General features: G+C 43.7%; 18 protein-coding genes and 4 pseudogenes. 9 read left to right on the forward strand and 13 right to left on the reverse strand.

Going from position 1 to position 26728, the window contains the following annotated elements; genetic code table 11:
* Positions 1–303: 303 nt before the first annotated feature.
* From fusA to P4S60_RS16310, 12 genes and pseudogenes are all read right to left on the reverse strand, one after another.
* A complete protein-coding gene (gene fusA / locus P4S60_RS16255) occupies positions 304–2391 on the reverse strand; it encodes an elongation factor G (protein WP_337116618.1) in 2088 nt (695 codons plus the stop codon).
* A gap of 209 nt (positions 2392–2600) precedes the next feature.
* On the reverse strand, positions 2601–3329 hold the full coding sequence (locus P4S60_RS16260; protein ID WP_063700968.1) for a response regulator: 729 nt from the start codon (positions 3327–3329) through the stop codon (positions 2601–2603).
* A 36-nt stretch (positions 3330–3365) separates the two neighbouring features.
* A complete protein-coding gene (locus P4S60_RS16265; RefSeq protein WP_337116619.1) occupies positions 3366–4988 on the reverse strand; it encodes a sensor histidine kinase in 1623 nt (540 codons plus the stop codon).
* A 14-nt stretch (positions 4989–5002) separates the two neighbouring features.
* Entirely contained in the window at positions 5003–6541 is a 1539-nt protein-coding gene (locus P4S60_RS16270) for a tripartite tricarboxylate transporter permease (protein ID WP_337116620.1), read from the reverse strand.
* A 3-nt stretch (positions 6542–6544) separates the two neighbouring features.
* Positions 6545–7009 (reverse strand): tripartite tricarboxylate transporter TctB family protein, encoded by a 465-nt coding sequence (locus P4S60_RS16275; protein WP_337116621.1) that lies wholly within the window; start codon positions 7007–7009, stop codon positions 6545–6547.
* A gap of 9 nt (positions 7010–7018) precedes the next feature.
* Positions 7019–7983 (reverse strand): annotated as a pseudogene (locus P4S60_RS16280) (Bug family tripartite tricarboxylate transporter substrate binding protein).
* A 12-nt stretch (positions 7984–7995) separates the two neighbouring features.
* Positions 7996–9237: an OprO/OprP family phosphate-selective porin gene (locus P4S60_RS16285; protein ID WP_337116622.1), complete on the reverse strand. Its 1242-nt coding sequence runs from the start codon at positions 9235–9237 to the stop codon at positions 7996–7998.
* A gap of 227 nt (positions 9238–9464) precedes the next feature.
* Positions 9465–10125 (reverse strand): annotated as a pseudogene (locus P4S60_RS16290) (3-oxoacid CoA-transferase subunit B).
* A gap of 11 nt (positions 10126–10136) precedes the next feature.
* Positions 10137–10844 carry a CoA transferase subunit A gene (locus P4S60_RS16295; RefSeq protein ID WP_337116623.1) on the reverse strand — a complete coding sequence of 236 codons (708 nt, stop codon included), beginning with the start codon at positions 10842–10844 and terminating at the stop codon, positions 10137–10139.
* Between the two features lie 9 nt (positions 10845–10853).
* Positions 10854–11615 carry a 3-hydroxybutyrate dehydrogenase gene (locus P4S60_RS16300; protein ID WP_337116624.1) on the reverse strand — a complete coding sequence of 254 codons (762 nt, stop codon included), beginning with the start codon at positions 11613–11615 and terminating at the stop codon, positions 10854–10856.
* 4 nt (positions 11616–11619) lie between these two features.
* Positions 11620–12806 (reverse strand): annotated as a pseudogene (locus P4S60_RS16305) (E22 family MetX-like putative esterase).
* 9 nt (positions 12807–12815) lie between these two features.
* A pseudogene (locus P4S60_RS16310) lies at positions 12816–14118 on the reverse strand (GntP family permease).
* 295 nt (positions 14119–14413) lie between these two features.
* On the opposite strand from P4S60_RS16310, the gene P4S60_RS16315 reads away from it, so the two are divergent.
* The 8 genes from P4S60_RS16315 (at position 14414) to P4S60_RS16350 (ending at position 24827) form a co-directional block, all read left to right on the forward strand.
* A complete protein-coding gene (locus P4S60_RS16315) occupies positions 14414–16705 on the forward strand; it encodes a TonB-dependent receptor (protein WP_063700951.1) in 2292 nt (763 codons plus the stop codon).
* A gap of 113 nt (positions 16706–16818) precedes the next feature.
* A complete protein-coding gene (locus P4S60_RS16320) occupies positions 16819–17481 on the forward strand; it encodes a response regulator transcription factor (protein WP_337116625.1) in 663 nt (220 codons plus the stop codon).
* A 153-nt stretch (positions 17482–17634) separates the two neighbouring features.
* Positions 17635–18021 carry a hypothetical protein gene (locus P4S60_RS16325; RefSeq protein WP_337116626.1) on the forward strand — a complete coding sequence of 129 codons (387 nt, stop codon included), beginning with the start codon at positions 17635–17637 and terminating at the stop codon, positions 18019–18021.
* Between the two features lie 154 nt (positions 18022–18175).
* Positions 18176–18913 carry an HlyD family efflux transporter periplasmic adaptor subunit gene (locus P4S60_RS16330; RefSeq protein ID WP_337116627.1) on the forward strand — a complete coding sequence of 246 codons (738 nt, stop codon included), beginning with the start codon at positions 18176–18178 and terminating at the stop codon, positions 18911–18913.
* Complete coding sequence (locus P4S60_RS16335) at positions 18910–19662, forward strand: ABC transporter ATP-binding protein (protein ID WP_337116628.1); 753 nt, start codon at positions 18910–18912, stop codon at positions 19660–19662. Before P4S60_RS16330 ends, P4S60_RS16335 begins: the two co-directional genes overlap by 4 nt.
* On the forward strand, positions 19662–22112 hold the full coding sequence (locus P4S60_RS16340; protein WP_337116629.1) for an ABC transporter permease: 2451 nt from the start codon (positions 19662–19664) through the stop codon (positions 22110–22112). The genes P4S60_RS16335 and P4S60_RS16340 overlap by 1 nt, the downstream gene beginning before the upstream one ends.
* Positions 22113–22169: 57 nt before the next feature.
* A complete protein-coding gene (locus P4S60_RS16345; RefSeq protein WP_337116630.1) occupies positions 22170–23546 on the forward strand; it encodes a sigma-54-dependent transcriptional regulator in 1377 nt (458 codons plus the stop codon).
* Entirely contained in the window at positions 23547–24827 is a 1281-nt protein-coding gene (locus P4S60_RS16350) for a sensor histidine kinase (protein WP_337116631.1), read from the forward strand.
* 1 nt (position 24828) lies between these two features.
* Here P4S60_RS16350 and P4S60_RS16355 read toward each other — a convergent pair whose 3' ends face one another.
* Positions 24829–25353, reverse strand: a complete 525-nt coding sequence (locus P4S60_RS16355; RefSeq protein ID WP_337116632.1) for a DUF2569 domain-containing protein — start codon at positions 25351–25353, stop codon at positions 24829–24831.
* A 131-nt stretch (positions 25354–25484) separates the two neighbouring features.
* On the opposite strand from P4S60_RS16355, the gene P4S60_RS16360 reads away from it, so the two are divergent.
* The gene (locus tag P4S60_RS16360; RefSeq protein ID WP_337116633.1) at positions 25485–26654 is read left to right on the forward strand and encodes a DUF547 domain-containing protein; all 1170 of its coding nucleotides are present in this window, start codon (positions 25485–25487) and stop codon (positions 26652–26654) included.
* Positions 26655–26728 lie beyond the last annotated feature (74 nt).

Genomic DNA, 26728 nt, shown 5'->3' on the forward strand with positions numbered 1-26728 from the left:
TTTTTACTAGAACAAAAGAATTAATGCACAACTAATTAATAGTAATGTACTTTTTCTCAAAATGAATTTTGTATTAAAATCGTACAATTTTCACTTGGCAATACTAATAGCTTACACACCACTCTTTATCAACAACAAAAGTGTTAGATTGCTTTAGGTACATTAATAATAAAAGGCTGAATGGCAGGTTAATTTATAAAGATATGAAATGATTAATTTGTAACCGAAAATACTTAGCATGAAATTTAGATAATAAAAAACCCGCAACAAGTGCGGGTTTTTTTAAAGAAGTTAAAAGGCTAATTACTTAGCAGCTTTTTTCTCTTTTTCTGCAGCGATTACAGTTTCAGCTACGTTCTGTGGACATGGTGCGTAGTGTGAGAACTCCATAGAGAACTGACCACGACCAGACGTGATAGTACGTAAGTGACCGATGTAACCGAACATTTCTGAAAGTGGAACTTCACCCTTGATGCGAACGCCCATTGCGCCTGCTTCTTGGTCTTTGATCATACCACGACGACGGTTAAGGTCACCGATTACGTCACCCACGTTGTCTTCTGGAGTGAACACGTCAACTTTCATGATTGGCTCAAGAAGTTGTGCGCCCGCTTTAGGGATAGACTGACGGAAAGCGCCTTTAGCAGCGATTTCGAACGCGATTGCTGATGAGTCAACTGCGTGGAATGCACCGTCAACTAATTCAACTTCAACGTCTAACACTGGGAAGCCAGCTAGAACACCTTCTTGCATCATTGATGCGAAGCCTTTCTCAACTGCAGGCCAGAATTCCTTAGGAACGTTACCACCAACAACTGAAGACTTGAATGTGAAACCTGAGTTAGCTTCACCTGGCTTGATGCGGTAATCGATCTTACCGAATTGACCAGAACCACCAGATTGTTTCTTGTGCGTGTAGCTATCTTCGATTTCTTTCGTGATAGTTTCACGGTAAGCAACCTGAGGTTGACCAACGATTAGGTCTACGCCGTAAGTACGCTTAAGGATATCTACTTTGATATCTAAGTGTAGCTCACCCATACCTTTAAGGATGGTTTCGCCTGAATCTTCGTCAGTTTCAACTTGGAATGAAGGATCTTCTGCAACCATCTTACCGATCGCGATACCCATCTTCTCGTTACCGCCTTTGTCTTTAGGAGCAACAGCGATTGAGATAACTGGATCAGGGAAGATCATCGCTTCAAGTGTACATTCGTGCTTAGGATCACATAGAGTGTGACCAGTTTGAACGTTCTTCATACCAACAACAGCGATGATGTCACCCGCTTGTGCTTCAGTAAGCTCAGTACGCTCGTCAGCTTGCATCTCAACCATACGGCCGATACGCTCTGTTTTACCAGTTGCAGAGTTAAGTACTGTGTCACCTTTCTTCATACGACCAGCGTAGATACGGATGAACGTAAGTGCACCGAAACGGTCGTCCATGATTTTGAACGCTAACGCTTTAAGTGGCGCATCTGCATCAACAGTTGCAACTTCACCAGTCGCTTCACCTGTTTCAGGATCAGTTAGAGGTTGTGGATCAACTTCTGTAGGCGCAGGTAGGTAATCTACAACCGCGTCTAGTACTAATTGCATACCTTTGTTTTTGAATGCAGAACCACAGAAAGTTGGGAAGAAAGCAAGGTCACGAGTACCTTTACGGATACAACGTTTGATCTCTTCTAAAGAAGGCATTTCACCTTCCATGTACGCTTCCATTAGGTCGTCGTCTTGCTCAACAGCAGACTCAACTAGCATCTCATGGTATTCTTCAACTTTGTCAACCATGTCAGCTGGAACGTCTTGTACTGTGTAGTTTTCAGGAAGACCAGTCTCATCCCAAACGTATGCTTTTTTCTCAAGTACGTCTACAACACCACAGAATTGATCTTCGATACCGATTGGTAAAGTCATAACTAGTGGGTTAGCACCAAGTACTTTTTCAACTTGACCAACTACGCGGTAGAAGTCAGCACCCATACGGTCTAGTTTGTTTACGAAGATTACACGTGCAACTTCTGATTCGTTCGCATAACGCCAGTTAGTTTCTGATTGTGGCTCAACACCACCAGAACCACAGAATACACCGATACCACCGTCTAGTACTTTAAGTGAACGGTATACTTCTACTGTGAAGTCAACGTGTCCCGGAGTATCGATAACGTTTAAGCGGTGGCCTTTCCACTCACAAGTTACAGCTGCTGATTGGATTGTAATACCGCGCTCAGCTTCTTGTTCCATGAAGTCAGTAGTAGACTCACCGTCGTGTACCTCACCAGTCTTATGAATTTTACCCGTAAGCTTAAGGATACGCTCAGTGGTGGTAGTTTTACCCGCGTCAACGTGGGCGAAAATACCAATATTTCTGTACTTCGATAAATCTGCCATTATTTTACTCTTAATAAAGTCGAAAAATTATTCGGCGGGAGTATAGCATTACTTAAAGCGAACATCACCATCGAAGTCGCTTAAAATGCAATCAATTTTATAAAATTTTTCTATGCTAAGGATAAGCGGCACTTTTTATGGTGCCGATTAATGAATTTATGTGACTAAAATCGTTAATTTAACGGTAATTTACCCGATAAATGATGCGATTAGCTGCTTGTCATTTTGTAACAGCGTTCAGGTCGGCCGATACTTCCGTAGCTTTGATCCGCACTGACTTGCTCTGCTTCAAGCAGATATTCAAGGTAACGACGGGCTGTTGAACGACTTACCCCCACCAAATCACCCATTTGCTGAGCTGTAAAATTTGCACCTAAATTTGCTTTAAACGCTTTTAAGATCTTTTGCAAAGTCAGTTGATCCACCCCTTTTGGCAACCTGACCGGCGCTTTTAACTGCTCTTGCGATCCAAATAAGGTATCAACCATTGATTGGGTCACTTCATCGGCATCTGACAAGCATTGCTGCCTTGCTTCGAATCGCGCCAGCGCTTGATCTAAACGATTGAGCATTAACGGTTTCACTAAGAAATCACAGGCACCAAGCTGCATCGCTTTTTCCAGTGTTTCTACTTCTTTTGCTGCGGTTAACAGCATTACTTCGCTTTTCATTTCTTCGCGGCGTAATTCATTGAGTAAATCAAGGCCATTACCATCGGGTAAATGAATATCCAGCAAAATTAAATCAGCATTAATCGCCGATAACAGCGCTTTCGCGGTGGCAAGATTGCCTGCAATACCCACAACCTGATATTGCCCCTGACGGAGTGTTTGCCGCGCCCCTTGTTGGCCAGCAACGCCATGAGGAAGTAATAAGTATTGCGCCAACAACTGGGCAACTTCTACTTCGTCTTCAACAATGACAACCGAGTAAGTCATGTTCTTTACCTTTTATTTATAGGCTGATCGTTTTTATTATTTTGGAATGTAGACACTTAAACGTGCCCCCATCAGATCAGACTCACCTATTTCTAAACTACCACGACACGAATCTAAATTGGTTTTAACCAAATAAAGGCCGATACCATGCTCAGCCCCTGACTTAGAGCTGTATTGTGGTGTAAATACCACATCCTTATCATCGCCTAAACCAAAACCGCTGTCTTCAACATCAAACAATAATGTTTTACTGGTTTCATCAACCGTAACACGAACCTTAGGGGTGCGTGTATCGCTAGCTCGAATGGCAGCTTCAATTGCGTTATCAATCAAGTTGCCAAGTATCGAAACAACCCGTTCAAGCATATCTTTACGGGTGATCGATCCTAGTAAGCTGTCAGGATTAAGCTCAAGGATTACATTAAGTTCACGAGCTTTGTGGTATTTACCAACCAATAAACCTGCTAGTACCGGATCTTGGATCCTTTCGAGTAAATGATGGATCTGCGCTTGCGAGCCTTTGCTTTCTTGGCCAATTAACTCAATCGCCTGATCCGTTTGCCCCATCTGAATTAACGCACCAATTAAGTTTAGCTTGTTTGAGTAATCATGGGTTTGCACCCGCAATAGCTCAGCAAAAGCTTGTACTTTAGTTAATTGTTGCGATAAATATTCAAGCTCATCCGCAGGGCGCATACTCAGCAAAATACCATCAGCCTGACCTTGCACCTGCAATGCATACCGCGACAATACAATGCGTTTATCGGCGGCAAATAATTCAAAACCAACAATCGGACGCTGTTGGTTATGCATTAAAAATTCAGCATGTTCAGGAAGTAAATCTTCAAGTTTAAGTGGTTGATGGATACAGCTGATCGGTTTACCAAGGATTTCGCAAGCACGCTGGTTTAAGTTACGCACGTTACCCTCAGGGTCGAGGGCGATAATGCCGCTACGAACGGTATTCAAAATAGCATCTTGCTCAGAGAACAACCGTGCTATTTCGTCAGGCTGTAAACCAAAAATAGCGTTACGTACCCGTTGACCAATATACACCGCAGCCAAAATACTTAAACCGACTAACAACAAGCCCCAAAGCATAATTTCAGCACTGCGAGCACGAATGAGCGGCTCAATTGATTGCACTAAAAATCCAACCGAAACTAAGCCAATAACTTCGCCCTGCTCTGAAAGCACGGGGACTTTGCCACGGATAGATTCGCCCAAACTCCCTTTTGCAATCGACACATACCGCTCACCACGTAGCGCCGCTTTACTATCACCACCCACCATCGGCTTACCGAGCTTGTCAGAGTCGGGGTGAACAATGCGGCGAGTATTTCTATCGCCAATCACAATAAAGCTGGCTGTGGTGAGTTCACGAATATGCTCAATTTGCGTATTTAACTCATCAAGCCCCTGCTTGGTTTGCAATGCGTTTTGCACATCATCCCGTGAGGCAATGCTGGTTGCGAGCGCAAGGGCTTTATCACCCATGTGGTTATGTAAGCTTTCTGCAGTGATCTGATACACCAAAGCACCAAACAACACAGCTTGCAAAACACATAGACCGGTAACCCAAATAATGAGCCGCGTTTCTAAGCGCTTAGGTTTTTTAACCATATGCTGAAATGGATTTAGCTTATTGGTGTATCTCATATCAGTGCCTTGTTCTACGCATGTTGCTCTGCTTGCGTAGCTGCTTTGTCTTTACGACGTTGGACAATATAGTCTTTCAGTGGGAACAACAACACTAAGATCGAAATCACAAAAATACTCAGTGTTAATGGGCGGTCCCATAAAAAGCTCAGCGAGCCATCTGAAATCATCATGGCACGGCGGAAGTTTCGTTCAATCATATCACCGAGGATAAAGCCAAGTAATAAAGGCGCCATCGGGAACGCTAACAATCGAAGTACCAAAGCCACCATCGCAAAGCCCACCATCATAAATAAATCAAAGGTGTTAAATGACACTAAATACACGCCAATTAAGCTGAAGAATAAAATCATCACTGTCAGCACAGATTTAGGCATTGCCAGCACTTTAGCGAAATACGGGATCAGCGGCAGATTCAAAATAAGCAGTACAATATTGCCAAAGTACATACTAACAATGACTGCCCAAAACACGCTTGGGTTTTCTTGCATTAACATAGGACCCGGCTGAATACCGTAGGCAATTAATGCACCTAGCATAATCGCTGTTGTACCAGAGCCTGGAATACCTAAAGTCAGTAATGGTACAAATGAGCCCGTACAGGCAGCATTATTAGCCGACTCAGGTGCGGCTAAGCCACGCATTGAGCCCTTACCAAATTTATCTTTCAGTGCCTTTGGAGCAAGGTTACGCTCAGTAGCGTAGGCCATAAAGCTGGCAATGGTTGCCCCTGCACCCGGTAAAACACCGACAATAAAACCAAGCAAAGATGAGCGGCCAACCACTGGAGCCATGTCTTTGACTTCTTCTTTAGTTAGTTTTGTTGAACCAATTTTTGGCGTATCAGGATCATCAATTTTTTTATCTGGCTCAGCTTCAGGGCGCGCCACATTAATCAGTGCCTCAGCCAACGCAAACGTTGCCATTGCCACTAATAAAAAGCTAATCCCATCTAATAAATCAGCTTGGCCAAAGGTAAAGCGCTCGGTACCTGAAGAGGGATCAATACCAACCGTTGCCAGCATTAAGCCAAATACCGTCATCATCATGGCTTTTAAAAATTGCCCTTTATTAGAGAATGCAGCAATGGCCGTTAAGCCTAAAAACATCAGTACAACATAATCAGGCGATTGGAAACTTAATGACACTTTTGCTAATAATGGTGCTGCAACCATCAATAAAATGGCGCCAATGGTCCCGCCTATAAAGGATGAATAAGCTGCAATCGCAAGGGCTTTACCTGCCTTACCCTGCTTTGCTAGCGGGTAACCATCAAACGATGACGCTACCGTCCCCGCTACACCCGGCGCATTAATCAAAATAGAAGAAGTTGAGCCACCGAATATAGCTCCGTAGTAAACACCCGCCATTAAAATCATGCCCGAATCAGCACCGATGCTGTAAGTGATCGGGATCATCAACGCAATCGCAGTAATTGGCCCAAGCCCCGGTAGCATACCGATGAACGTGCCAACAAAGCAGCCAACAATCACATATAACAAGTTGTTCCAGTCGAGTACGGTCGACAAACCTAACATAATTCCATCAAGCATAACTTAACTCCACAGATTGCCAGGTACTAAGTAAATGCCCAGTACTTGTGTCATTAAAAACCAAAAAACCACGGCCACAGGTACAGAGGCAAACAACAACACCTTCTTACGGCGCTCACCCATAATAAAAAAACCAGCAATTAAAAAGACACTGGTGGCAATTAAAAAGCCGAACGGTTCAAGCATGGCGCTATAAGCAACCATCAACACCAACAGTGCAAAGGTACGTAGTAAGTTGCCCTTACTGAGTAGCTCTGCTTTTTCTGCTGGTGCTTGCTTTAATAAGTTGACACCAATCGAGAGTACACACACCACAATACCGAATACCGCATACACTTTTGGTAAGGTTGCTGAAGTAACGCTTTCGTACTCTTCAAATGGCATAAGTGGAATTTGCCAAGCCACAAGGGCGTAGAGGGTAAAGAGGACCAAGAATAAACTTGGTCCAATTAGTTCACGGTTTAACATCGTCTAACCTTAGCCTCGGATAAAACCAAGTTCTTTCATTACAACGCGTAATTGCGCTTCTTGCTGCTCAAGCGATTTAATAAACGCTTCTTTTTCTTGAAATAGATTTAGCCAACCATTACGGGCACGAACCGCTTCCCACTCTGGGGTTTGCTGCAGCTTACGTAGCTTTTCTGTGTACTCGGCAAGTTTGTCTGCTGGTAAATCTGGAGTTGCAAAAAGCCGCGCCAGTTTACGAACTCCATGTCGTAACCTAGCGACTTTAAGGTTGGAATTGCTGGGTAATCTGGCAATGTCTCTGCTGAAGTCACCGCTAAAATTCGCGCTTGACCACCATTCGCGACTTCGAGTGCTTCACTTAACCCTGTTGAAAGTAAGTTGACCTCACCCGACAATAAACCTGCTTTCGCTTTACCACCGGCATCGTAAGGAATGTAACGTAAACGACGACCATCCAGACCCGCCGCTTTCACCGCTTGTGCTGCCACTAAGTGATCCATGCTGCCACGCGCAGAACCGCCAGCCACTTTTACAGAGCCTGGGTCTTTTTTCATGGCATCAATAACGTCGTGCCATGTTTTAAATGGCGAGTCATTGCGCACAACAAACGCACCATAATCAGCAATCATGCTGGCAACAGGTGTTAAATCACGATAGCTGTAAGGAATTTTGCCTGATAATGCGCGCAGAACGATAGGCGTTGAGTTAACCATCAACATATCGCCTTTTTTAGTGCCCGACTCAATCAAGTAAGCAATTGCACGGCCACCGCCGCCGCCCGACATATTCTGAAACGATGCATTGTCTTCAATACCCGCTTTCACCATTGCTTCACCGACACCACGTGCTGTGGTATCCCAACCACCGCCTGGGCCACCCGGTACCAAAAAGTGTAAGTTTGCCAATGCCAGTGGGCTGGCTACTAATAATGAAGCTGCTAAAACAGATCTTTTTAATGATTTAAACATAGTCATAATGCACGACTCCTAAAATAAGTACTGCATACGAGCACTGATGCCCATACCTGAATCTTCATCACCAACCAGCGTAGAAGCACCGGCACCATCAACATCGCTGTAAATCAGGTTGCCCATAAATTTGATATCGCTGCTTAGGTAATAAGATGTGCCTAATGTATAAGTGGTTACGTCGGTACCTTGCTGTTTGCTGCTGGCATTCATTTGTGACACACGGGCAACCAGCTCCCATGCATCTTTAATTCCTTTCGGTTGTACAAATAATGCTGAGCCTGCTTTGTAACGGCGCTGCTCACCACCTAAGAAGTAACTTGCCGATACATGAAAGCCATCAAAACGTTCACCATCAAGTTCGTTGCTACTATCAACCGTATCGAGGTAGCGGCTGGCATACTCAGCCTCCAGAGTGAATGCATTCGCTTGGTAGGCAAATTCAAGACCGCTTTGCGACATGCTATCTAGCGCTGCCGTTTCACCACCGACTGCGTAATCGACTAAGCGAACATTGGTTTCACGCACTTCACCACGAGCAAAACGAGCACTTAAATCATTGCCGCCCATATCACGATAAGAATGCCAAGCACCTAAATGGATCACATCACCCGGCGCTGCACTTGACCAGGTTAAGCGACCTGTTACAGCCAATGTTAGTTTGTCATTTTCGTCATGGCCTGAAGCACCAAACGCATCGTTTTTGTAAACACCCACCGCGTAACGTAAGCCTGAGTCTTTAAAGTATTGATAAGCCGAGATACCCCAGCGGAAGAAAGGCGAGAAGGTGTTAGCAAGGGTGCTACGCTCAATGGTATTAATGTGTTTAGAACTGGTTAGCGCATTGAGCGACATATCTTCACGGATTTTACCGGCTTTTACTTTTAAGCCGTTGTCGAATGCATAACGTACCCGCGCTAACACAATTTCAGCCGTGCCTTCAGAAAATTCGAGTAGTAGTTTGTGATCCCAGTTGCCATGTTCACTTTCAACATAAGTACGGATACGACGTGGGAAGAAGTCGCTGCCTCCTGCGCCATCATTGTCGGCATTGTAAGCACCGTCGAAATAGTTGTAATCAAGTTGCACGCGACCACCAAATTCTAGGTTAAAGCCGCTAGATGTTTTTAATGAGTCCACTTCTTTTTGAAGTGCATCGAGTTGATGCTGTAGTTGTTCAGTGTCGCTTTGTGCGAATACTGAGGTACTTGCTAGCGCCGCTGCAACGGCTAAAGCGAGCTGTGTGTTACTTGCTTTCATGAATTACTCCACACCAGATTATAATTATTTGTTGTCGTTGATCGGCCTACTGCAATCGGCGATCTGGTTTGGAGCATAGTGTTAACGATAGATTAACGAAATGTTTAGGGGGTAAGTTGCATTGATGGTGATAAATGGCTTTTTGTTCATAAAACTCATGAGCAAAAAGCACATTATTGGGGTTTAGTATAAAATCTAGGCAAATTAGCTGCTTAAAAGTCGCAAAACTAGCTAAAAGTCATCTCAGGAATGTCACCAGAGACAATCAGCTTGCCCTGCGTCTTAGCAATAATCTCATCAACCGACACACCCGGGGCACGCTCTAATAAATGAAATGCACCGTCTTTAATTTCTAAAAGTGCCAAATCGGTGATCACTTTATTGATACAACCAACACCCGTTAACGGCAAACTACATTCGGTCAGCAGTTTTGATTCACCATGCTTGTTGGCGTGGGTCATGGTACAAATAATGTTTTTAGCACCGGCCACTAAATCCATTGCACCACCCATGCCTTTAACCAACTTTTTCGGGATCATCCAACTGGCAATGTTGCCGTTTTGGTCCACTTCAAACGCACCCAGCACGGTTAAATCAACGTGCCCACCGCGGATCATGGCAAAGCTTTTCTGCGGAGCTAAAAATAGCCGCCCCTTTTGCTGCGGTGACCGTTTCTTTACCTGCGTTGATCATATCAGCATCAACTTGGTCTGTACTTGGGTATGGCCCCATACCAAGTAAACCATTTTCTGATTGCAGCATCACTTCGATGCCATCAGGGACATAATTAGCGACCAAGGTTGGAATACCTATACCCAAGTTAACGTAGTAACCATCCTGTAGTTCCATCGCCACGCGTTTAGCGATTTGTTCTCGTGATAATGCCATCAGCGTGCTCCTTATTGGTTCTCTTGCTTAGTGGTAACTTTCTCGATGCGTTTTTCAAATTCACCTTTAATCACCCGGTCAATATAGATACCCGGCGTGTGAATTTGGCTTGGCTCTAGCTCCCCTGGCTCAACAATTTCTTCAACTTCAAGAACCGTAATTTTGCCAGCGGTTGCTGCCATCGGGTTAAAGTTCATCGCCGTATGACGATAAATGCAGTTACCATAACGATCTGCTTTCCACGCTTTAACTATCGCAAAGTCGCCAGTAATGCTTGACTCCAATAAATAGTCACGACCATTAATATTACGGGTTTCTTTACCGTCAGCCACCGGAGTACCCACGCCAGTTGCGGTATAAAATGCAGGAATGCCCGCGCCGCCAGCTCGCATTTTTTCAGCTAAGGTGCCTTGTGGTGTGAGCTCAACTTCTAGTTCACCATTTAATAGCTGCTGCTCAAATAGCGCGTTTTCACCAACGTAAGAGGCAACCATCTTGCTGATTTGCTTGTCTTCAAGCAGCACACCTAAACCAAAACCATCAACACCACAGTTATTCGATACCACGGTTAAATCTCGGGTGCCTTGACGTTTAATTTGCGCAATTAGTCCTTCAGGAATACCGCACAAACCAAAACCACCGGCTATCACTGTCATGCCATCTTCAAGGCCAGCCATCGCTTCGCTGTAACTTGTAACTACTTTATCAAAACCTGCCATTGGCTCCTCCTATTGTGCAGTCCAACCGCCATCAATGGCGATTGCTTGGGCGGTAATATTGCGTGCTGCATCAGCCATTAAAAAGCTAACGGTATGCAGGATCTCATCTAAGCCGATAAATGCTTTTTTCGGCATCGGTGCTAGCATAATCGAGTCGATAACTTGTTGCTCCGAAATGCCATGTTCTTTGGCTTGCGATGCAATTTGTTGCTCCACAAGCGGCGTTTTTACATACGCTGGACACACGGTATTAATCGTGATGTTGGCATCGCCCGTTTCGAGTGCCATGGTTTTAGCAAAGCCAATTAAGCCATGTTTTGCAGCGATATAAGCCGACTTATATTTAGACGCCACCATGGCATGAATTGAGCCAATATTAATGATGCGACCAAAATCTCGCTCACGCATGCGAGGGAGTACCGCCTTGGTCATCATTGCCGGTCCAACGAGCATAACTTGCTGTAAGAACTGCCATTTATCAGCCGGAAAATCTTCAAGCTTTGCAACATGCTGAATACCCGCATTATTAATAAGTACATCAATTGGCTGATTAAGCTCAGTGAAAAACTGCTCTATTGCATCACTGTCTGCCACATTAAGTGCATACCCTTCGGCGCTACCACCTTGCTCAACAATACCTGCTGCCGCTTGTTGTGCTGCTTGCTGATTTAAATCAGTCACAATAATAGTGTGACCTTGCATCGCCAGTTGCTGGGCAACAAATAGACCTATACCACTGGCTGCACCGGTAATTAAAACTGTTTTGCTCATCGGGCTACTCCTCTAAAAACTCACTGATAAGCTGCGCTTTCGGGGCGATTGAGAAAATGCCATCAAGGTGTCCCCAACCCCTTCTATTTCTGAAATCTCAACGTCTTTACCTGCCGCTTTCATGGTGTCAAACACAGTACGCATGTTTTCAGGGCGAAGCAGTAAGTCGTTCGTTGCGGGTAGCAATAATGTTTTGGCAGAGACATTTTTAAGTGCCGTTGTTAAATCACTTTGCATGCCAGCGGTAAATAGTTGTGATGCCCGGACCAAATAAAGTACATGGTTGGCATCTTGCGTTTTCGCTCGTGCCATTGCGCGCTGAGCGAGTACTTGGTTTAACTTAGGCAAGGTACGAATATCTTTTAATGCACCTTCATCCAATACATTAAAGTCAGGGAAGCTCGCGTTATAAATAATTGGATGCATCGCATCTTGCGTAATATTAAGCATGGTTGCCGCTAAGCCATCTAACGGGCGCTCTTTGCCGTAGTAATTACCTTGCTGCCAGTTTTTATCTAAACGAATTGGTAACGCCCATTTTTCAAGTGCAGCGACCGTCCATGCATCCATCGTTGCAGCGCCAATCACATGAATTAAACGCTCTACTTTATCTGGGTAACGTGTTGCCCACTCAAGTGCTTGAAACGAGCCCATTGATGCGCCCATCACAGCATGTAATTTAGTGATACCTAGGCTGTCGAGTAAACGCTTTTGCACATTCACAAAATCAGTAATCGTAACCACAGGAAAATCTAAACCATAAGGTTTGCCTGTTTTTGGATTAGTTGACGCAGGGCCTGTGGTGATGACATTTTCATCATGCCAGTTGGCATTCACTAAGGTATCTGAGCTAATCACATAATATTTATTGGTATCAATAGCTTTACCTGGGCCGATAATCGCATCCCAATAACCCGGTAGGGCATCATCCGCTTTATATTTACCTGCGGCATGAGAAGTACCAGAGAAGTAATGAGTGATTAAAATCACGTTATCTTTATTGGCGTTTAGTTTTCCGTAACTTTCCCAGCCAATATCCACTTGCTCTAACGTCACACCAGACACAGTGGTAAAATCTTTTGTCGTAAAATGCTGCTTTTCCACCAGCATGGTGTCGGCTTTGTTTGCAGCGCCAAACGCGGTGCTACTAAATACAACCAGCCATAGCAAAATTATTAATTTGGTTTTCATTGCTGTTCCTTAAAAGAAAATAAAGAGTCCGAGTGCCAATGCGACACCGATAAGCGGAATGACCGCAGTCAGCGCTGCCATTGACCAATACGCTCGTTGATGCGTTTCTTTACAGATAGCGCGTATTGTTGTGACCACATAACCATTATGCGGCAAGGTATCGAGGGCTCCAGAGCTAATTGCCACTACACGGTGCAGTTGTTCAGGGTTTACACCCATGTCTAAATAACCCGGTGCGACAAGCGGTAATGCAATGGCTTGCCCGCCAGAAGCAGAGCCTGTTAAGCCGGCAATCACACTAACCGCAACGGCAGCACCAACCAGTTCATTACCCGGCATATGGGTCATCACATCGACAGCGGCGGTAAATGCTGGTGACACTTTCGCCACAGCGCCAAAACCAACCACGGCAGCGGTATTACCGATTGCCACTAAAGCGCCGGTTGTACCAACATTAATCGCGTTACCCATATCGTGAAAATGCTTGAAGTTAATAATTACAATACTCAATACGCCACCAAGCAAGGCAACAATCAGAGCCGTCTGCTGTAAAATATCGTGCAATGCAAATGACAGAACTAATACCACAATCAGTGGGATCACACCTGTGATTGGATGCGGACGACGACGCTCAATAACCACAGGATCATCATCACGTGCTTCAAAGGTTTCGCCATTCGCAACGGCTTTTTTGATCATCTTGTTTAACCAAAAATAACCTGCTGTCGCCATGAAAATAGCGACCACTAAGCTCACTTCCCATGCCGCATAGGGCGACGTGCCAAGGTGCTTAACCGGGATCCAGTTTTGAATTTCTGGCGAACCTGCCGAAGTCATGGTAAAGGTTACCGAACCAAATGCCAGCGTTGCTGGAATAAAGCGGCGCGGTAAGTTTGCATCTTTAAATAGACTTAATGCCATTGGATAAACAGAAAACGCAACGATAAAGACGCTCACGCCACCGTAGGTTAAAACTGCACAGGCAATCACAACCGCAAGAACGGCGTGCTTCATACCTAGTTTACCCACAATGTAGCTTGCAACACTGTCAGCAGCACCGGTGTCTTCCATAAACTTACCGAATAACGACCCCAGTAAGAACATAAAGAACCACGCACTTAAGAAGCCTGCAAAGCCATCCATATAGGCGTTAATAAAGTTTGTATCTGCCGATACAGGGAAAATGGCCATGCCACTACTAAGTGCAACTAATAGTGCACAGATTGGCGCGACGATAAATAAATTTACCCCACGCGACTGTTAAAATGATCAGCAGTATTAAACCGCCTAACAGTCCTATCATGCTCAGCATAGACATTCCTATAATTATTGTTATTACACAGATGAGGTGACATCGGAATAATGCTTTCAGTCTTACCTTAAGCGCTCAAAAAATACATAACACTAAGGTACTATCTGCTTTAAAAATAGCTTAATTGCTTGATAAATAAAGGGCTGTGGCGGGTATAGCACTATGGTACTAATTCAATTTCTGCAACTATCTTCTACATTAACTGACAGGTGACACGGGCAAATCTTATTCAGTCTTCGGCAACATCAATGTGAGTGGCCATAAGACTAATGACAACAATAACAAGGAATACAACATGATAAAGCTTAACCCAAAAGTCGCGCCACTTACTCTGGCTGTATCACTTGCTTTGGCAGGTGTCAGTGCTCAAGCGGCAGAACAAGCCGAACCTGCAGCAAAAAAAGGTGAACTTGAACGTATTCAGGTAACAGCACGTAAAACTGTTGAAAACCTGCAAGAAGTGCCAGTCGCAGTCACTTCAATTGGTGCTGAAGAGCTGGCTGAAAATGGCATCGTCGTCATGACCGAAGTTCAGCAGTTCTCGCCAAATACCACTTTACAAGCAAGCCGTGGTACTAACTCTACAATTACTGCGTTTATTCGTGGTGTAGGTCAGCAAGATCCACTTTGGGGCTATGAGCCGGGTGTCGGTATCTATATTGATGATGTTTATCTTGCTCGCCCACAAGGTGCCGTGCTTGATCTACTTGATGTGCAACAAATCGAAGTATTACGCGGCCCACAAGGGACGCTTTACGGTAAAAATACCATCGGTGGTGCCATTAAATACGTCACCAAAGAAATGAGCGGTGATGCCACGTTAAATATACAAGGCACTGTAGGTAGCTATAACCAAAAAGATTTAAAAATTACTGGCCAATTACCGATTGTTGACGAAAAACTTTACGTTGGTTTTGGTTTTGCAACGCTTAACCGTGATGGCTTTGGCGAGTTTTTAACGTCTTCTCTTGATAATCAAGACCGCGAAAACTACAACAAAGATGTAACCGCAGCACGCGTTACACTCGAATACACACCGACTGATGACCTTTTCTTCCGCTTAGCGTGGGATAAAACAGAAGACAAATCAAACGCAAAAGGTGGTTACCGTTTACTACCAAGTATTCTTACCGATGCGCCAGTTCCAGACAGCGTGTATGACTCATACACCAGCTTACCAACATGGAACAAAGTTGAACTTGAAGGTTACAGCCTAACTGCTCGTTGGGATATGACTGACAGTACTAGCATTAAATATGTCGGTTCAAGCCGTGAGAGCTACTCACCAACGAATATCGACTTTGATAACACGTCACTGCAAATTTTCGATGTACCTGCTATTTACGATGATGAGCAAACAACTCACGAATTACAGCTAAATCATCAAGGCGATAACTACAAACTGGTTTCGGGTCTTTACTACTATGATGGTGAATCTTGCGGTCAATTTGAGGCTATTCTAGGTATCTTAGGTCAAAGCCTAGGTGCACCAGGCCTAACTCGTGAAGTAAGCGGCTGTAGTAACTCAAACAGTAAAGCAGCGTATATCCAAAGCTCAATTGATTTAACCGATAAATGGTCAATGACACTCGGCGCGCGTTACACCAAAGACAAAAAAGAAGCACAGGTTAACAACGGCCTAATCTTTGACATTGTTTACCCTGAGTCAGGTTGGGTGCCAGGTTACACTCGCCCAGAAGGTCAGCTTGTACCAACGGTACTCGATGATGAAGAAGAATGGTCACGCTTCACACCACGTGCAGGTGTTGAATATCAGTATTCAAACGACATCATGTTCTTTGCAAGTTATGCGCAAGGCTTTAAGTCAGGTACTTTCAACCCACGTGCAACCACTGCAGAGCCAGCAGCAAAACCAGAAATCGTTGATTCATTCGAAATCGGTATGAAGAGTGAGTGGAACAATAACTTACGTGCAAACGTCACTTTATTCACCCTTGACCACAAAGACCGTCAATACATTTCAGTATTACCGGGCGACAGCGCAGCAGATCTAAACCAACGCTTAGGTAACATTGGTGAGTCAACATCAGATGGTATCGAGCTTGAACTAAACTATGTTGCATCAGAATCACTCAGCTTTGATGCGTCAGTGGGTTACATCGATAGTAGCTTTGATAACGTGATTGATTACGACCCAGTGACTGGTGAGCAATTTGATAAATCAGATCGCTTTAGTGTATCAAACACACCTGATTTAACCTTTAATCTGGGTGCAACGTACCGCATGTACACAGAAATGGGTGACTTTGTTGTCAATGGTAACTACTACTACCGTGGTGACTACGCGCTATTCGAAGAAGATAGCCTACTAACGCAAGATGCTTACGGTATCTTTAATATGGGTATTACTTGGTACAGCACTGATGGTCACTGGACTGCTGGTCTTTACGGTAAAAACTTAACGGACGAAGAGTACATGATTGGTGGTTACCAGTTCGTGGCACCTGATCCAACAGACCCAACAGATACCAGCAAATACACCCCAGGTTTAGGTGGTGATAATACGCTAATTGGTTACTACGGCGACCCTCGCACTGTAGCCTTCACTGTTGGCTACCGTTTCTAAAATAGAATCTAAATCCTTGTGTGAGAAAAGGTTTGTCTGAAACTTCCCCTCAGGCAAACCTTGTTTCAAAAGGCAAAATCACTTATAACATAACGCATTGGAGAATCGAGGGAATGTCTTTAGCTGTGAACACCATAATCGCCGATGATCACCCGTTATTTAGAAGTGCGGCGCGTCAAGCTGCCGCGACATCAGTGCCAGAAGAACATATTAAAGAAACCAGTGACATTGACGGTTTGTTTGCACTGTTAAGCGCTCACCCTGAGATTGAACTAATATTTTTAGACCTTACGATCCCTGGTGCAAATGGCCTACAGGCCCTTTCGCAACTGCGTAACCACTACCCTGATATCTTAGTGATTATGGTCTCTGCCAATGAGACACCAGCCATAATCAAACAAGCGATGAGCCTTGGTGCTGCTGGCTATATTCCGAAGTCATCTTCTTTAGATGTCATCAGTGAAGCAATTAGTCATGTACTCAACGGCGACACTTGGTTACCACCTGAAGTAGATTTAACTGATGTGGTGATCAACGACGAACAAAGCGAATTTGCTCGTAACCTTGAAAAACTAACTCCGCAGCAATACCGCGTACTTGCAATGATTGCCGACGGCTTATTGAACAAACAAATCGCCTTCGAAATGTCGATTCAAGAAACCACAATCAAACAACATGTGTCAGCGATTTTACGCAAACTCAATGTGTATAACCGCACCCAAGCAGGCATTTTGTTTAATCAGCTTTCGCAGGTTGGCAAAATCGAAGAAAGCTAATTTAAGCATTCACTCCCAGTTTTAAAACTCGCTTTCCCAATAGTGGGAAAAGCTCACGCTCCAAAAAATAACAAGCTGTTATTTTTCAACACCTTAACTGTTGGCACAAAACTCGCCTTAGCTATTCCATGATTATTTAAATTTATCAGTATCATGGATTTAGACAGCACTCTAAAACGTAAACCTCAGCAATCAAAAGCTAAAAAATGGCTTATTGGTGCAGCTATTAGCGTGTCGGCTCTTGGCGCTTTAATGGTGTATCAATGGGCTACACCCACTGTAGTTGCTGCAAGCCAACTGCAAATAGCAACCGTAGAACAAGCCGATTTTGTAGTAAAAATACGTGGCTTTGGTCGTTTAAAGCCAAAGTATCAACGTTATTTAACCAATACCGACACCGCAATGGTCGAAGCTATCCACGTTTACCCCGGCACTATCGTTAAAAAAGACACGGTGATTTTAAGCCTAGTAAACCCGCTGCAAGCGCGGCTGTTTATCGGTCGCTCGGCTAGAGCTTGCTCGCCAAAAAGCCAGTGTTAATGAGCAAAGAATTAACCAGCAAAGTGAGCTACTTGAGCGCCAAGCAAATCTCGCCATTTTAAAAAGTGAGCTACAAAGCGCAGAGCTTAGAGTCGATGCCGAAAGCAAACTGATCGAGCAAGGGATTGTTTCAAGCCTCGATTACAAACGAAGCATGCTAAACGTTGCACAGCTTACAGAGCGCGTAAGTATCGAGCAGCAACGCCTCGCGCAGCTCAAAGAAATGCACTTACAACGTAGCAAAATACAGCAAGAGCTATTAAGCCAATTTGAGCTTAATTATCAGGTTGAGCAACACGCTTTTGATCAGCTGCAAATAACGGCAGGTATCGATGGCATGCTGCAAGAATTGAATGTTGAACTTGGCCAAAACCTCGTGCCGGGCACCCGCCTTGCTGTGGTTGGCTCAAACAAAGCACTCAAAGCAGAGCTGAGTGTGAAGCAAGCTGATGCCGAAAAAGTGGCACTCAATATGGCAGCAAAAGTAAACACCTTTAGCCAAGCAAACCACGGTGAAGTTGATGCCAAAGTCACCCGAATTGATCCTATTGTTACCGATGGTCGGGTTATTATTGAACTTGATTTACAAGGCACACTGCCTGCCAATGCCCGCCCAGATTTAAGCATTGAAGGCTATGTTGTTAGCAACATTATTCCCGATGCGTTAACCATTAACGTGCCGCAAAAAGCGCAAGCACACAGCGAAGCCACGCTATTTAAACTTAATCCAAATACCCAGTTAGCAACGCCAACCAATATCGAATTTGGTACACTCAGTGACAATCAAATTCAACTTTTGAGCGGTGCCACCGTGGGCGAACAGCTGATCATTTCAGACCTTTCTAAATGGCAGCATTTGGCAACAATAAAAATCGAACAGGACAGTTTATGAAAACCAACACGCTTATCTCATTAAACAAAATCGCCAAAGTTTATCGCGGCCAAAATGTTGAAACCTATGCTTTAAAAGACATCAGCCTGAAGATTAACCAAGGTGACTATATCTGCATTAGCGGCCCATCTGGCTGTGGTAAATCGACGCTGCTGTCATTATTAGGCTTACTCGATAGCCCAACTGCTGGCGATTATTTCATTAAAGAAGTCGATACAAAAACTCTCGATATGGATCAGCAAGCTGAACTAAGAAACCTTCATATTGGTTTTATATTTCAGTCGTTTAACCTAATTGATGAATTATCTGTTTTTGACAACGTGGCACTTCCGCTCACTTACCGAGAGCCAGCCATGAGCCCAAACGAAATTGAGCTTGCTGTAAAACAAGCCCTTGATGAGGTTGAGATGGGCCACCGTGCTCAGCACAAACCAAACCAATTGTCTGGTGGTCAGCAACAGCGTATTGCTATTGCCCGCGCATTGGCTGGCAAGCCAAGTATTTTATTGGTGGATGAGCCAACCGGTAACTTAGATTCAAAAAATGGTGATGCTGTCATGGACTTGCTTGATGAGCTGAATAAAAAAGGCACCACGATTTGTATGGTAACCCATGATTTACGTTATGCCGGGCGCGCTAAAACGCAACTTAAATTGCTAGATGGTGAAATTGTTTCCTACTCAGAAGCACGCCAAGCACCTAGCAACGACACTGCTGAGCAAGTACTCGAAAGCGCCGAGGTGATGTAATGAAATTAACCAAAACACGCGCCCAACTGAGCTTAGCGTGGGCATCATTAATGAATGCACCGGGCTTTGTGGCAGCGGTTATCGCAACGCTTGCTTTAACTCTTGCCACCTTGTTTGTGGTGCTTAGCCTTGTTAACAGCTACTTTTTAAAGCCCCTTGATGTGTACGATGAAAGCCGCATGGTGGTGGTTGAGCAATCACTTACTTATGATGACTACGATGCCACCGGCTTTCAAAGCTATCAATCGATGGTGCATTGGCTTAAGCATAATCAAAGCTTTGAACAAAGTATGATGATCAATGCGGGTGAGCAAATCTTTGCAAACCTTGATGGCGAGCCTAAAGAACCTGTGCTGTATGTTGGCGGCAACTACTTTGACTTATTAAACACGCCATTTTTAATGGGACAGGGTTTTGACCTTGGAGAAACGCTAGAAACACCTGATGACCGCGTTGTTATCTCTGCTAACTTCTGGCGCAAGCATTACAACAGCGACCCGAACATTATTGGTAAAACACTTTCAGTCATGGCGGGTGAAACCGATTACGTTCACCGTATCGTCGGTGTTGTTGATGACTCATTCAGCCCACCTTACATGTTTAAAGCAAGTGATGTTGAAGTATGGTTTCCATCTAGTGCTGACCGCCGTTTCTTTCACAATGACGATTGGCAAAGCCCGTGGACAAACACTTTTAAAAACCTAAAACTGATTGCAGTTTTAAAGCCTGGGGTCACCATAGATCAAGTTAAAGTCGATTTAAAACAGCAAATTGATACGGTTAAATCAGAGTGGCTAAACAACGGGGGGATCACCGATGTAAAACCTGAAGTAACTCCTTATCGTGACGTTGAGCTGGGTAATAACGATGACTTAAGCTTAATGATGTTAGCCGGTGCAGTAGGGCTACTGATTATTGCAGTACTTAACGTCAGTACTTTATTCTTCTCTCGCGCTCTTGCTCAACATAAAACCCTCGCCTTACAGGCGGTGTTAGGCGCTAAGCGCAGCACGTTATTTAAAAGTATCTTTTTACAGTCACTAATTTTAATGACCTTATCGGTAAGCATTGCACTGTTTTTATCGGTATGGGGCATACGTTTATTTAAAGTATTGGCAGAAGGCCGATTACCACTGGTTAACAGCTTGGCGGTTGATAGCACGTTGGTCATTGTTGCCATCATACTGTGTATTGCTCTTGCTTATATTTTCTCTGTAATTACAGCGCGTTTGGTGAATTACAAAACCCTAAATACGCAAATGCAGAACAGTGGAAAAGGCGGGGTTTCGCAGGTATCTGGCCGTACAGTGCGTATTTTAATTGGCTCACAAATGTTTGTTGCCGCGCTGCTTGTTAGTTTTTCGGTGATGGTAGTCAGTAAAGCCATGGGCACGATTAACCGCCCACTCGGCAGTGATACCGAAAACCTGTATTTTGCCAACCTGTTCCAGCCAAATAATCAAATGTCATTGGCGGAACGCTACGAACATATGCTGCAATACAAGCAGGTTTTGCTTGATAGCCAAGGCATTGATGATGTTGCCCTGGGTCACAGCCCAGTATCAGCAAGACAAAATGCCAACACCCTGACTGATGTAAACGGGAAAAGCTCAATTTTCTTCCCTAGTCAGTGGGTAGGGCCTGATTACTTTGCGTTAGTTAACACCAAAATTCTCGCTGGCCGCACCTTTACTGAACAAGCAATACGAGGTGAAACCAACGAGATACTGGTATCAGTCAGCGTGGCTGAGAACTTATTACCAGGCCAAGACTATCGAAATATTATCGGCAAGAGCTACCAAGGCTTAGAAGAAAAGATGTATGAAGTGGTGGGTGTAACCGAAGATTTTAATCACCCTAAATACTACGACGAGTCGTTTGGTCGACACATTTGGTGGCCTGCAACACCGTATAGCTACATGTTTACTATCAAAGCTTCTGAAGGCGTTAAGCTGACTAATAAGCAAATACTTAATACGCTAAAAGAAAAGAACAGCGACTTAACCATGTGGCAGTTTAATGACCTGCAACAAGAGTACGACAATTTACTGTATATGAGCCGACTGACCGTGGTTCTGTGTAGTACCTTAGCGCTATTTACTCTATTATTAGCAGCAATCGGTATTTTTGGGGTACTGAGCTACAACCTGGGTCTACGCCGTTATGAGTTTGGTATTCGTATGGCATTAGGTGCGAAAAAAGCGCGCTTATTCAAGCTGATGAGTGTTGAAGCTATTATCCCTGTGCTCATTGGCTTTGCGGTTGCTCTCGCCGCGGTAATGGTGGTTTTTTACATGTTACAAGGACAGCTAATGTCATGGCTGATACTTGATGTAAGACTGCAATTACTTGCTTGGAGTATTACCTTATGTATTGCGCTATTCGCTTGCTTTAGACCTTTGGTTTTACTGCTAAAAGCAAAACCTATGGCCGCACTACGTAACGATTAACAGCACAAAATGGTGGCTTAAATTTAAGCCACCTCAACAGGATAATAAGAAAACATCATGGACAAAATCTTAGTCATAGACGATCAAGCTGATGTACGTCTGGCTGCTACTGTTGCATTACAACAATTAGGCTTACACTGCCTTGAGGCCGAAGGCCCTGAACATGCCCTTGAATTATTAAAATCAGAGCATATTAGCCTGATTTTGCTCGATATGAACTACAAGCTCGACACCACATCAGGTGACGAAGGGTTACGCTTTTTAAAGCAACTAAATCAATTAGGTTCGACCATACCTGTCATTGTCATGACCGCATGGGCCAGCATTGATGTTGCCGTTAAAGCCATGCAATTAGGGGCTGTCGACTTTGTTGAAAAGCCATGGAATAACTTACGCTTAACCGCCGTTGTGCAACAACAACTCAAGCTCAAGCAAAGTAATCACGACAATGCCTGTTTAAAGGCGCTTACCAGCGACACACAGTCCCACTACATAGCCCACTCAGAAATCATGCAACTGTTGCTTGCCAAAGCTGAGCGCGCAGCAAAAACCGATGCCAGTATTTTAATTACCGGCGAAAATGGCACTGGCAAAAGCTTATTGGCACATTATATTCATCAGCATTCACTCAGAAGTGATAAACGCTATGTAAGCGTAAATGTTGGCGCCATTGCGCCAACGCTATTCGAAAGTGAATTATTTGGCCATAAGAAAGGCGCTTTCACTGATGCCAAAGAAGACCGCTTAGGACGGTTTGAAATTGCCGAAGGCGGCACCTTATTTTTAGATGAAATTGCGACTTTAAGCCTTGAGCTACAAAGTAAAATGCTGCGCGTGCTAGAAAGCAAAGAATTCGAAGTGCTCGGCTCAAGCCAAACCAAAACCGCCGATGTTCGCATTATTTCTGCTACCAATAGTGAATTAGCTACGGCCATTGAGCAGGGTGAATTCCGCCGTGACTTATTATTTAGACTCAATACTATTGAACTGCATATTCCACCGCTTCGCGACAGAAAAGACGACATCGCTCCCTTAGCTGAACACTTGTTGTTAGTGCATGGTAAAAAATACCAACGAGCGAATATGGCGCTCAGTGTTGATGCTCTGCATGCGCTAAAAAATTACAGCTGGCCTGGTAATATTCGTGAGCTAAGTCACTGCATTGAACGCGCGGTGATCATGAGCGATAACAACAATATTCAAGCTAATGACCTCATTTTAGATCAACCAAGTTGCGAGCAACCAAATAGTCATGCGAAACAAGCTTTGCCACTATTGCCCCTTGAAGAGCTTGAAAAACAAATGATTCAAAAAGCGCTGCTGCAATTTAATGGCAATGTTATCGCCGCAGGAGAGTTTTTAGGATTAAGTAAATCGGCTATTTATCGTCGCATTGATAAACATCAGCTCGATTTAAAAGAAGTAGAACGCTAAATGAGTAGCAAGTTGTCGTTAGAGCAGCGTATTCGACGCTATTTTTATATGGTTATAGCGGTGCTATTAACACTTGGCATTGCCCTTTCGCTCAGCTTAAAACTAGATTGGTTTGCCAGTATCAGCCTGTTATTGCCGTTTATTGGGATAAGCGCTTTTGCTTTAATTAAAAGCTACCATGTGATCACCGATGTGGTTGAACGCTTTGGTCTGCAACTAGATGCACTGGCAAATGACGAAAGTAATAGTTGGCATTTAGCGTCTTACCAAAGTGGACGAGTTGCAGCGCTAAAGCAAGATTTTGCCAAGCTCAGCAATAAAATAGCCAAGAACAAACGCCATTATATGCAAACAGAAGAGTTTGTTTTTGAGTTTGCCAGCATGCTGGACTTACCCATCGTTATACTAGACCCCCATGGCTTGATTTACTTTAGTAATAAGGCATTTTTAAACAGTATCAGCCATCGCCAGATTGAAGGTAAATCGGCCAGCGACTTAGGCATTGCCCTGCATGATGGCGAATGGCAACAAAACAGTGACTCACTGTTTAAACAACGCTTTCAAATTTCATCGCAGACTTTTTGGCGGACCGGCAGAAACTTTGAATTACTAACCTTCTTTTCAATTGAGCAACAGCTTCGCGATAACGAACAACTTGTTTGGCAACGTTTAATTCGAGTGTTGAATCATGAAGTACGTAACTCACTCACGCCGATTTATTCAATGAGTCAATCATTGCAAACCCTCAAGCGCCAAGGACAAATTAGCAGTCACGATGATCTCGCCCAAGATATGCTGCAAGTTATAGAAAAACGCGCTCAACACTTGCTTGATTTTGTAGCCAGTTACAGTGCGTTTGCCAAGCTACCACCTGCACAAAAACAAGCAATTAGTAGCGAGCAATTAAATACTCGTTTAAGTGCTATCTTTCCTGAACTAGTGATAAATAGCAGCGAAGAGTTACATATTAATGCCGATTTCGGTCAGCTAGAACAAGCGTTGATCAACCTGATAAAAAATGCTTTTGAAGCTGGCAGCAATTCTGCCCCTACCCTCACTTGGTCAAGACAAGGTGATAACTTAAATATTGCAATTAGCGACCAAGGTTGTGGTATTCAAAACCCCGATAACTTGTTCGTACCATTTTACTCAACCAAGGCAAATGGCACAGGTATAGGGCTTGTGATAACTCGAGAGCTTGTGCGCAACCAAGGCTTTGAGTTATTAATAAACTCAAAACCCCAGCAAGGCACAGAAGCTACAATTACGGTGCCCAGATAACTTATTTTACAAATGTGGCTTTCACTCGCTTAGATAAAAGCATATAAGGTCCCCAGATCACAGCTTGAATAAGCCCTCTGAAAATCATCGTTTTCATTTCATCGTCGAACACGTCGACATCAGGCACAATTAAACTAACCGCATAGGCATCGAGAGCAATAAACGCTAATCCACCAAATAATATCGCTAAGTACCAACTTACAAATGCTTTCTTATGCTTAAAAAACAACACAATTAAATAAAGCGAAGCTAAAAATAGTGCTGCATTAAACACCATTTCAATGATCAGTAAAGGCTCCCAAAGTGGATGATACATATCACCAAATTGCGATGTTAAGCGTTGCCACATCTCGGTCATGAAAATGGGTTTAAAGGTATTTATTGATTCGATAAATACTCTAAAAGGGCTGAGTACCACACCTATCGCCACAAGAATAAGCCAACCTTTTATGCCAACTAAGTCATCATTTTCGGGGCTTTTAGCTTCTGGTGTTTCGATTTGATTTTGTTGTTTTGCTTCTTCCATGAGTTGTCCTTATTATTTTTATTTCTTCTACTATACGCTTATTTTTTAATAAAATTCACAAAAAAACAGATTGTTGCGCTTTCATAAAAACCACGCTATGTTTATTTTTTAAACTACGGAAGGTCATAAAAATGAAAAACGCCATAAAACCCATCGTATTAGCAACGTCACTTATTCTAGTCACGGCCTGTAATTCAACGGCCCCTATTAATAAAACAGCAACGACAGCGATTAACCAAGAAAAATTTAGCCAATTTCATCAGTATGATGAAAAATCAAATATCACCCTTGAGTACACTGACTACGGGCAAATATTAAATGCCTCGGTGATTGATTTAGGTATGTCAGACCGCTATCGCATTTCACAAAACACAACCAAAATTGGAACGCGGTTGTCGTCGAACCCTAAACCGTCTACCGCAACAGAAGCAAACCGCTTTTATTATGATTCGTACAGAAAGAACCCTCAGATGAAGCAAGACTTGCAAATAGTGCAAGAAAATATGGCCGACCTGCCAAACAAGATGAATTTAAGTAACTTACCAAAATCAGAGTTACTCGCTTACTGGCTCAACCTCTATAACGTGACAGTACTCAATGAACTAGTTCAGCAATATCCTGTTAAAAACCTAACGAGGCTATTAAACGAAGAACCAAGCTTTTTTGATAAGCCGCGCTTTAACTTTAATGGTAACCAGTATTCATTAAACGATATTGAGTACAACATTGTTGCACCGCTATTTAACAATGACCCGCTATTAATGTATGGCTACTATCGTGGCTACATTGGCAGCCCAAATTTACTAGACCACCCATATACAGCGAAAAATGTATTTGCAGCCCTGACCACCAATGCAGTGCAGTTTGTTAATTCAAACCGCGGCAGTGTGATAGGAAACCATAGCACTCGTGTTTCTTCTTTATACCTTGAAAAGAAAAACTATTTCCCGAACTTTGAAGAAGACTTAGCTGACCACCTTCAATCGTTAGTGATTCAAGAGCCAGATAAAGACCAAGTTGTACAAAACCTCTCTTTTAGTATCGATAACTATGATATTACCGACATCCTAGGCAGTGATATGGAATATGGTGGAGGTAACGCGACAGTCGCCGATCCAAGCGTAATTGCCTGGGGCTGGGATAACACCTTCATGACATATGGAGATAACTTAACCAAAGAAGTCGGCCATGTAAGCCCGTTACGTCGCGAAATTTTGCAAAAAATCACGCAAAAATACTATGAAGTAAATACTCGCGTTGAAATAAAAGACTTACCAGCTAAAGAGTCTGAAGATAAATAATATAAACCTAAAGCGGCTCATCATGAGCCGCTTAGACTCACCACATCCTTACGAGACCTACCCTATAAAAATTA

Origin of the sequence: Pseudoalteromonas sp. Hal040 (assembly GCF_037162425.1) — a bacterium.
Lineage (GTDB): Bacteria > Pseudomonadota > Gammaproteobacteria > Enterobacterales > Alteromonadaceae > Pseudoalteromonas > Pseudoalteromonas gelatinilytica.

Coding starts and splice junctions, on each gene's coding strand:
- fusA (WP_337116618.1), bottom strand. CDS start 2,391: ATGGCAGATTTATCGAAGTACAGAAATATTGGTATTTTCGCCCACGTT.
- P4S60_RS16260 (WP_063700968.1), bottom strand. CDS start 3,329: ATGACTTACTCGGTTGTCATTGTTGAAGACGAAGTAGAAGTTGCCCAG.
- P4S60_RS16265 (WP_337116619.1), bottom strand. CDS start 4,988: ATGAGATACACCAATAAGCTAAATCCATTTCAGCATATGGTTAAAAAA.
- P4S60_RS16270 (WP_337116620.1), bottom strand. CDS start 6,541: ATGCTTGATGGAATTATGTTAGGTTTGTCGACCGTACTCGACTGGAAC.
- P4S60_RS16275 (WP_337116621.1), bottom strand. CDS start 7,009: ATGTTAAACCGTGAACTAATTGGACCAAGTTTATTCTTGGTCCTCTTT.
- P4S60_RS16285 (WP_337116622.1), bottom strand. CDS start 9,237: ATGAAAGCAAGTAACACACAGCTCGCTTTAGCCGTTGCAGCGGCGCTA.
- P4S60_RS16295 (WP_337116623.1), bottom strand. CDS start 10,844: ATGGCAGGTTTTGATAAAGTAGTTACAAGTTACAGCGAAGCGATGGCT.
- P4S60_RS16300 (WP_337116624.1), bottom strand. CDS start 11,615: ATGAGCAAAACAGTTTTAATTACCGGTGCAGCCAGTGGTATAGGTCTA.
- P4S60_RS16315 (WP_063700951.1), top strand. CDS start 14,414: ATGATAAAGCTTAACCCAAAAGTCGCGCCACTTACTCTGGCTGTATCA.
- P4S60_RS16320 (WP_337116625.1), top strand. CDS start 16,819: ATGTCTTTAGCTGTGAACACCATAATCGCCGATGATCACCCGTTATTT.
- P4S60_RS16325 (WP_337116626.1), top strand. CDS start 17,635: ATGGATTTAGACAGCACTCTAAAACGTAAACCTCAGCAATCAAAAGCT.
- P4S60_RS16330 (WP_337116627.1), top strand. CDS start 18,176: ATGCTAAACGTTGCACAGCTTACAGAGCGCGTAAGTATCGAGCAGCAA.
- P4S60_RS16335 (WP_337116628.1), top strand. CDS start 18,910: ATGAAAACCAACACGCTTATCTCATTAAACAAAATCGCCAAAGTTTAT.
- P4S60_RS16340 (WP_337116629.1), top strand. CDS start 19,662: ATGAAATTAACCAAAACACGCGCCCAACTGAGCTTAGCGTGGGCATCA.
- P4S60_RS16345 (WP_337116630.1), top strand. CDS start 22,170: ATGGACAAAATCTTAGTCATAGACGATCAAGCTGATGTACGTCTGGCT.
- P4S60_RS16350 (WP_337116631.1), top strand. CDS start 23,547: ATGAGTAGCAAGTTGTCGTTAGAGCAGCGTATTCGACGCTATTTTTAT.
- P4S60_RS16355 (WP_337116632.1), bottom strand. CDS start 25,353: ATGGAAGAAGCAAAACAACAAAATCAAATCGAAACACCAGAAGCTAAA.
- P4S60_RS16360 (WP_337116633.1), top strand. CDS start 25,485: ATGAAAAACGCCATAAAACCCATCGTATTAGCAACGTCACTTATTCTA.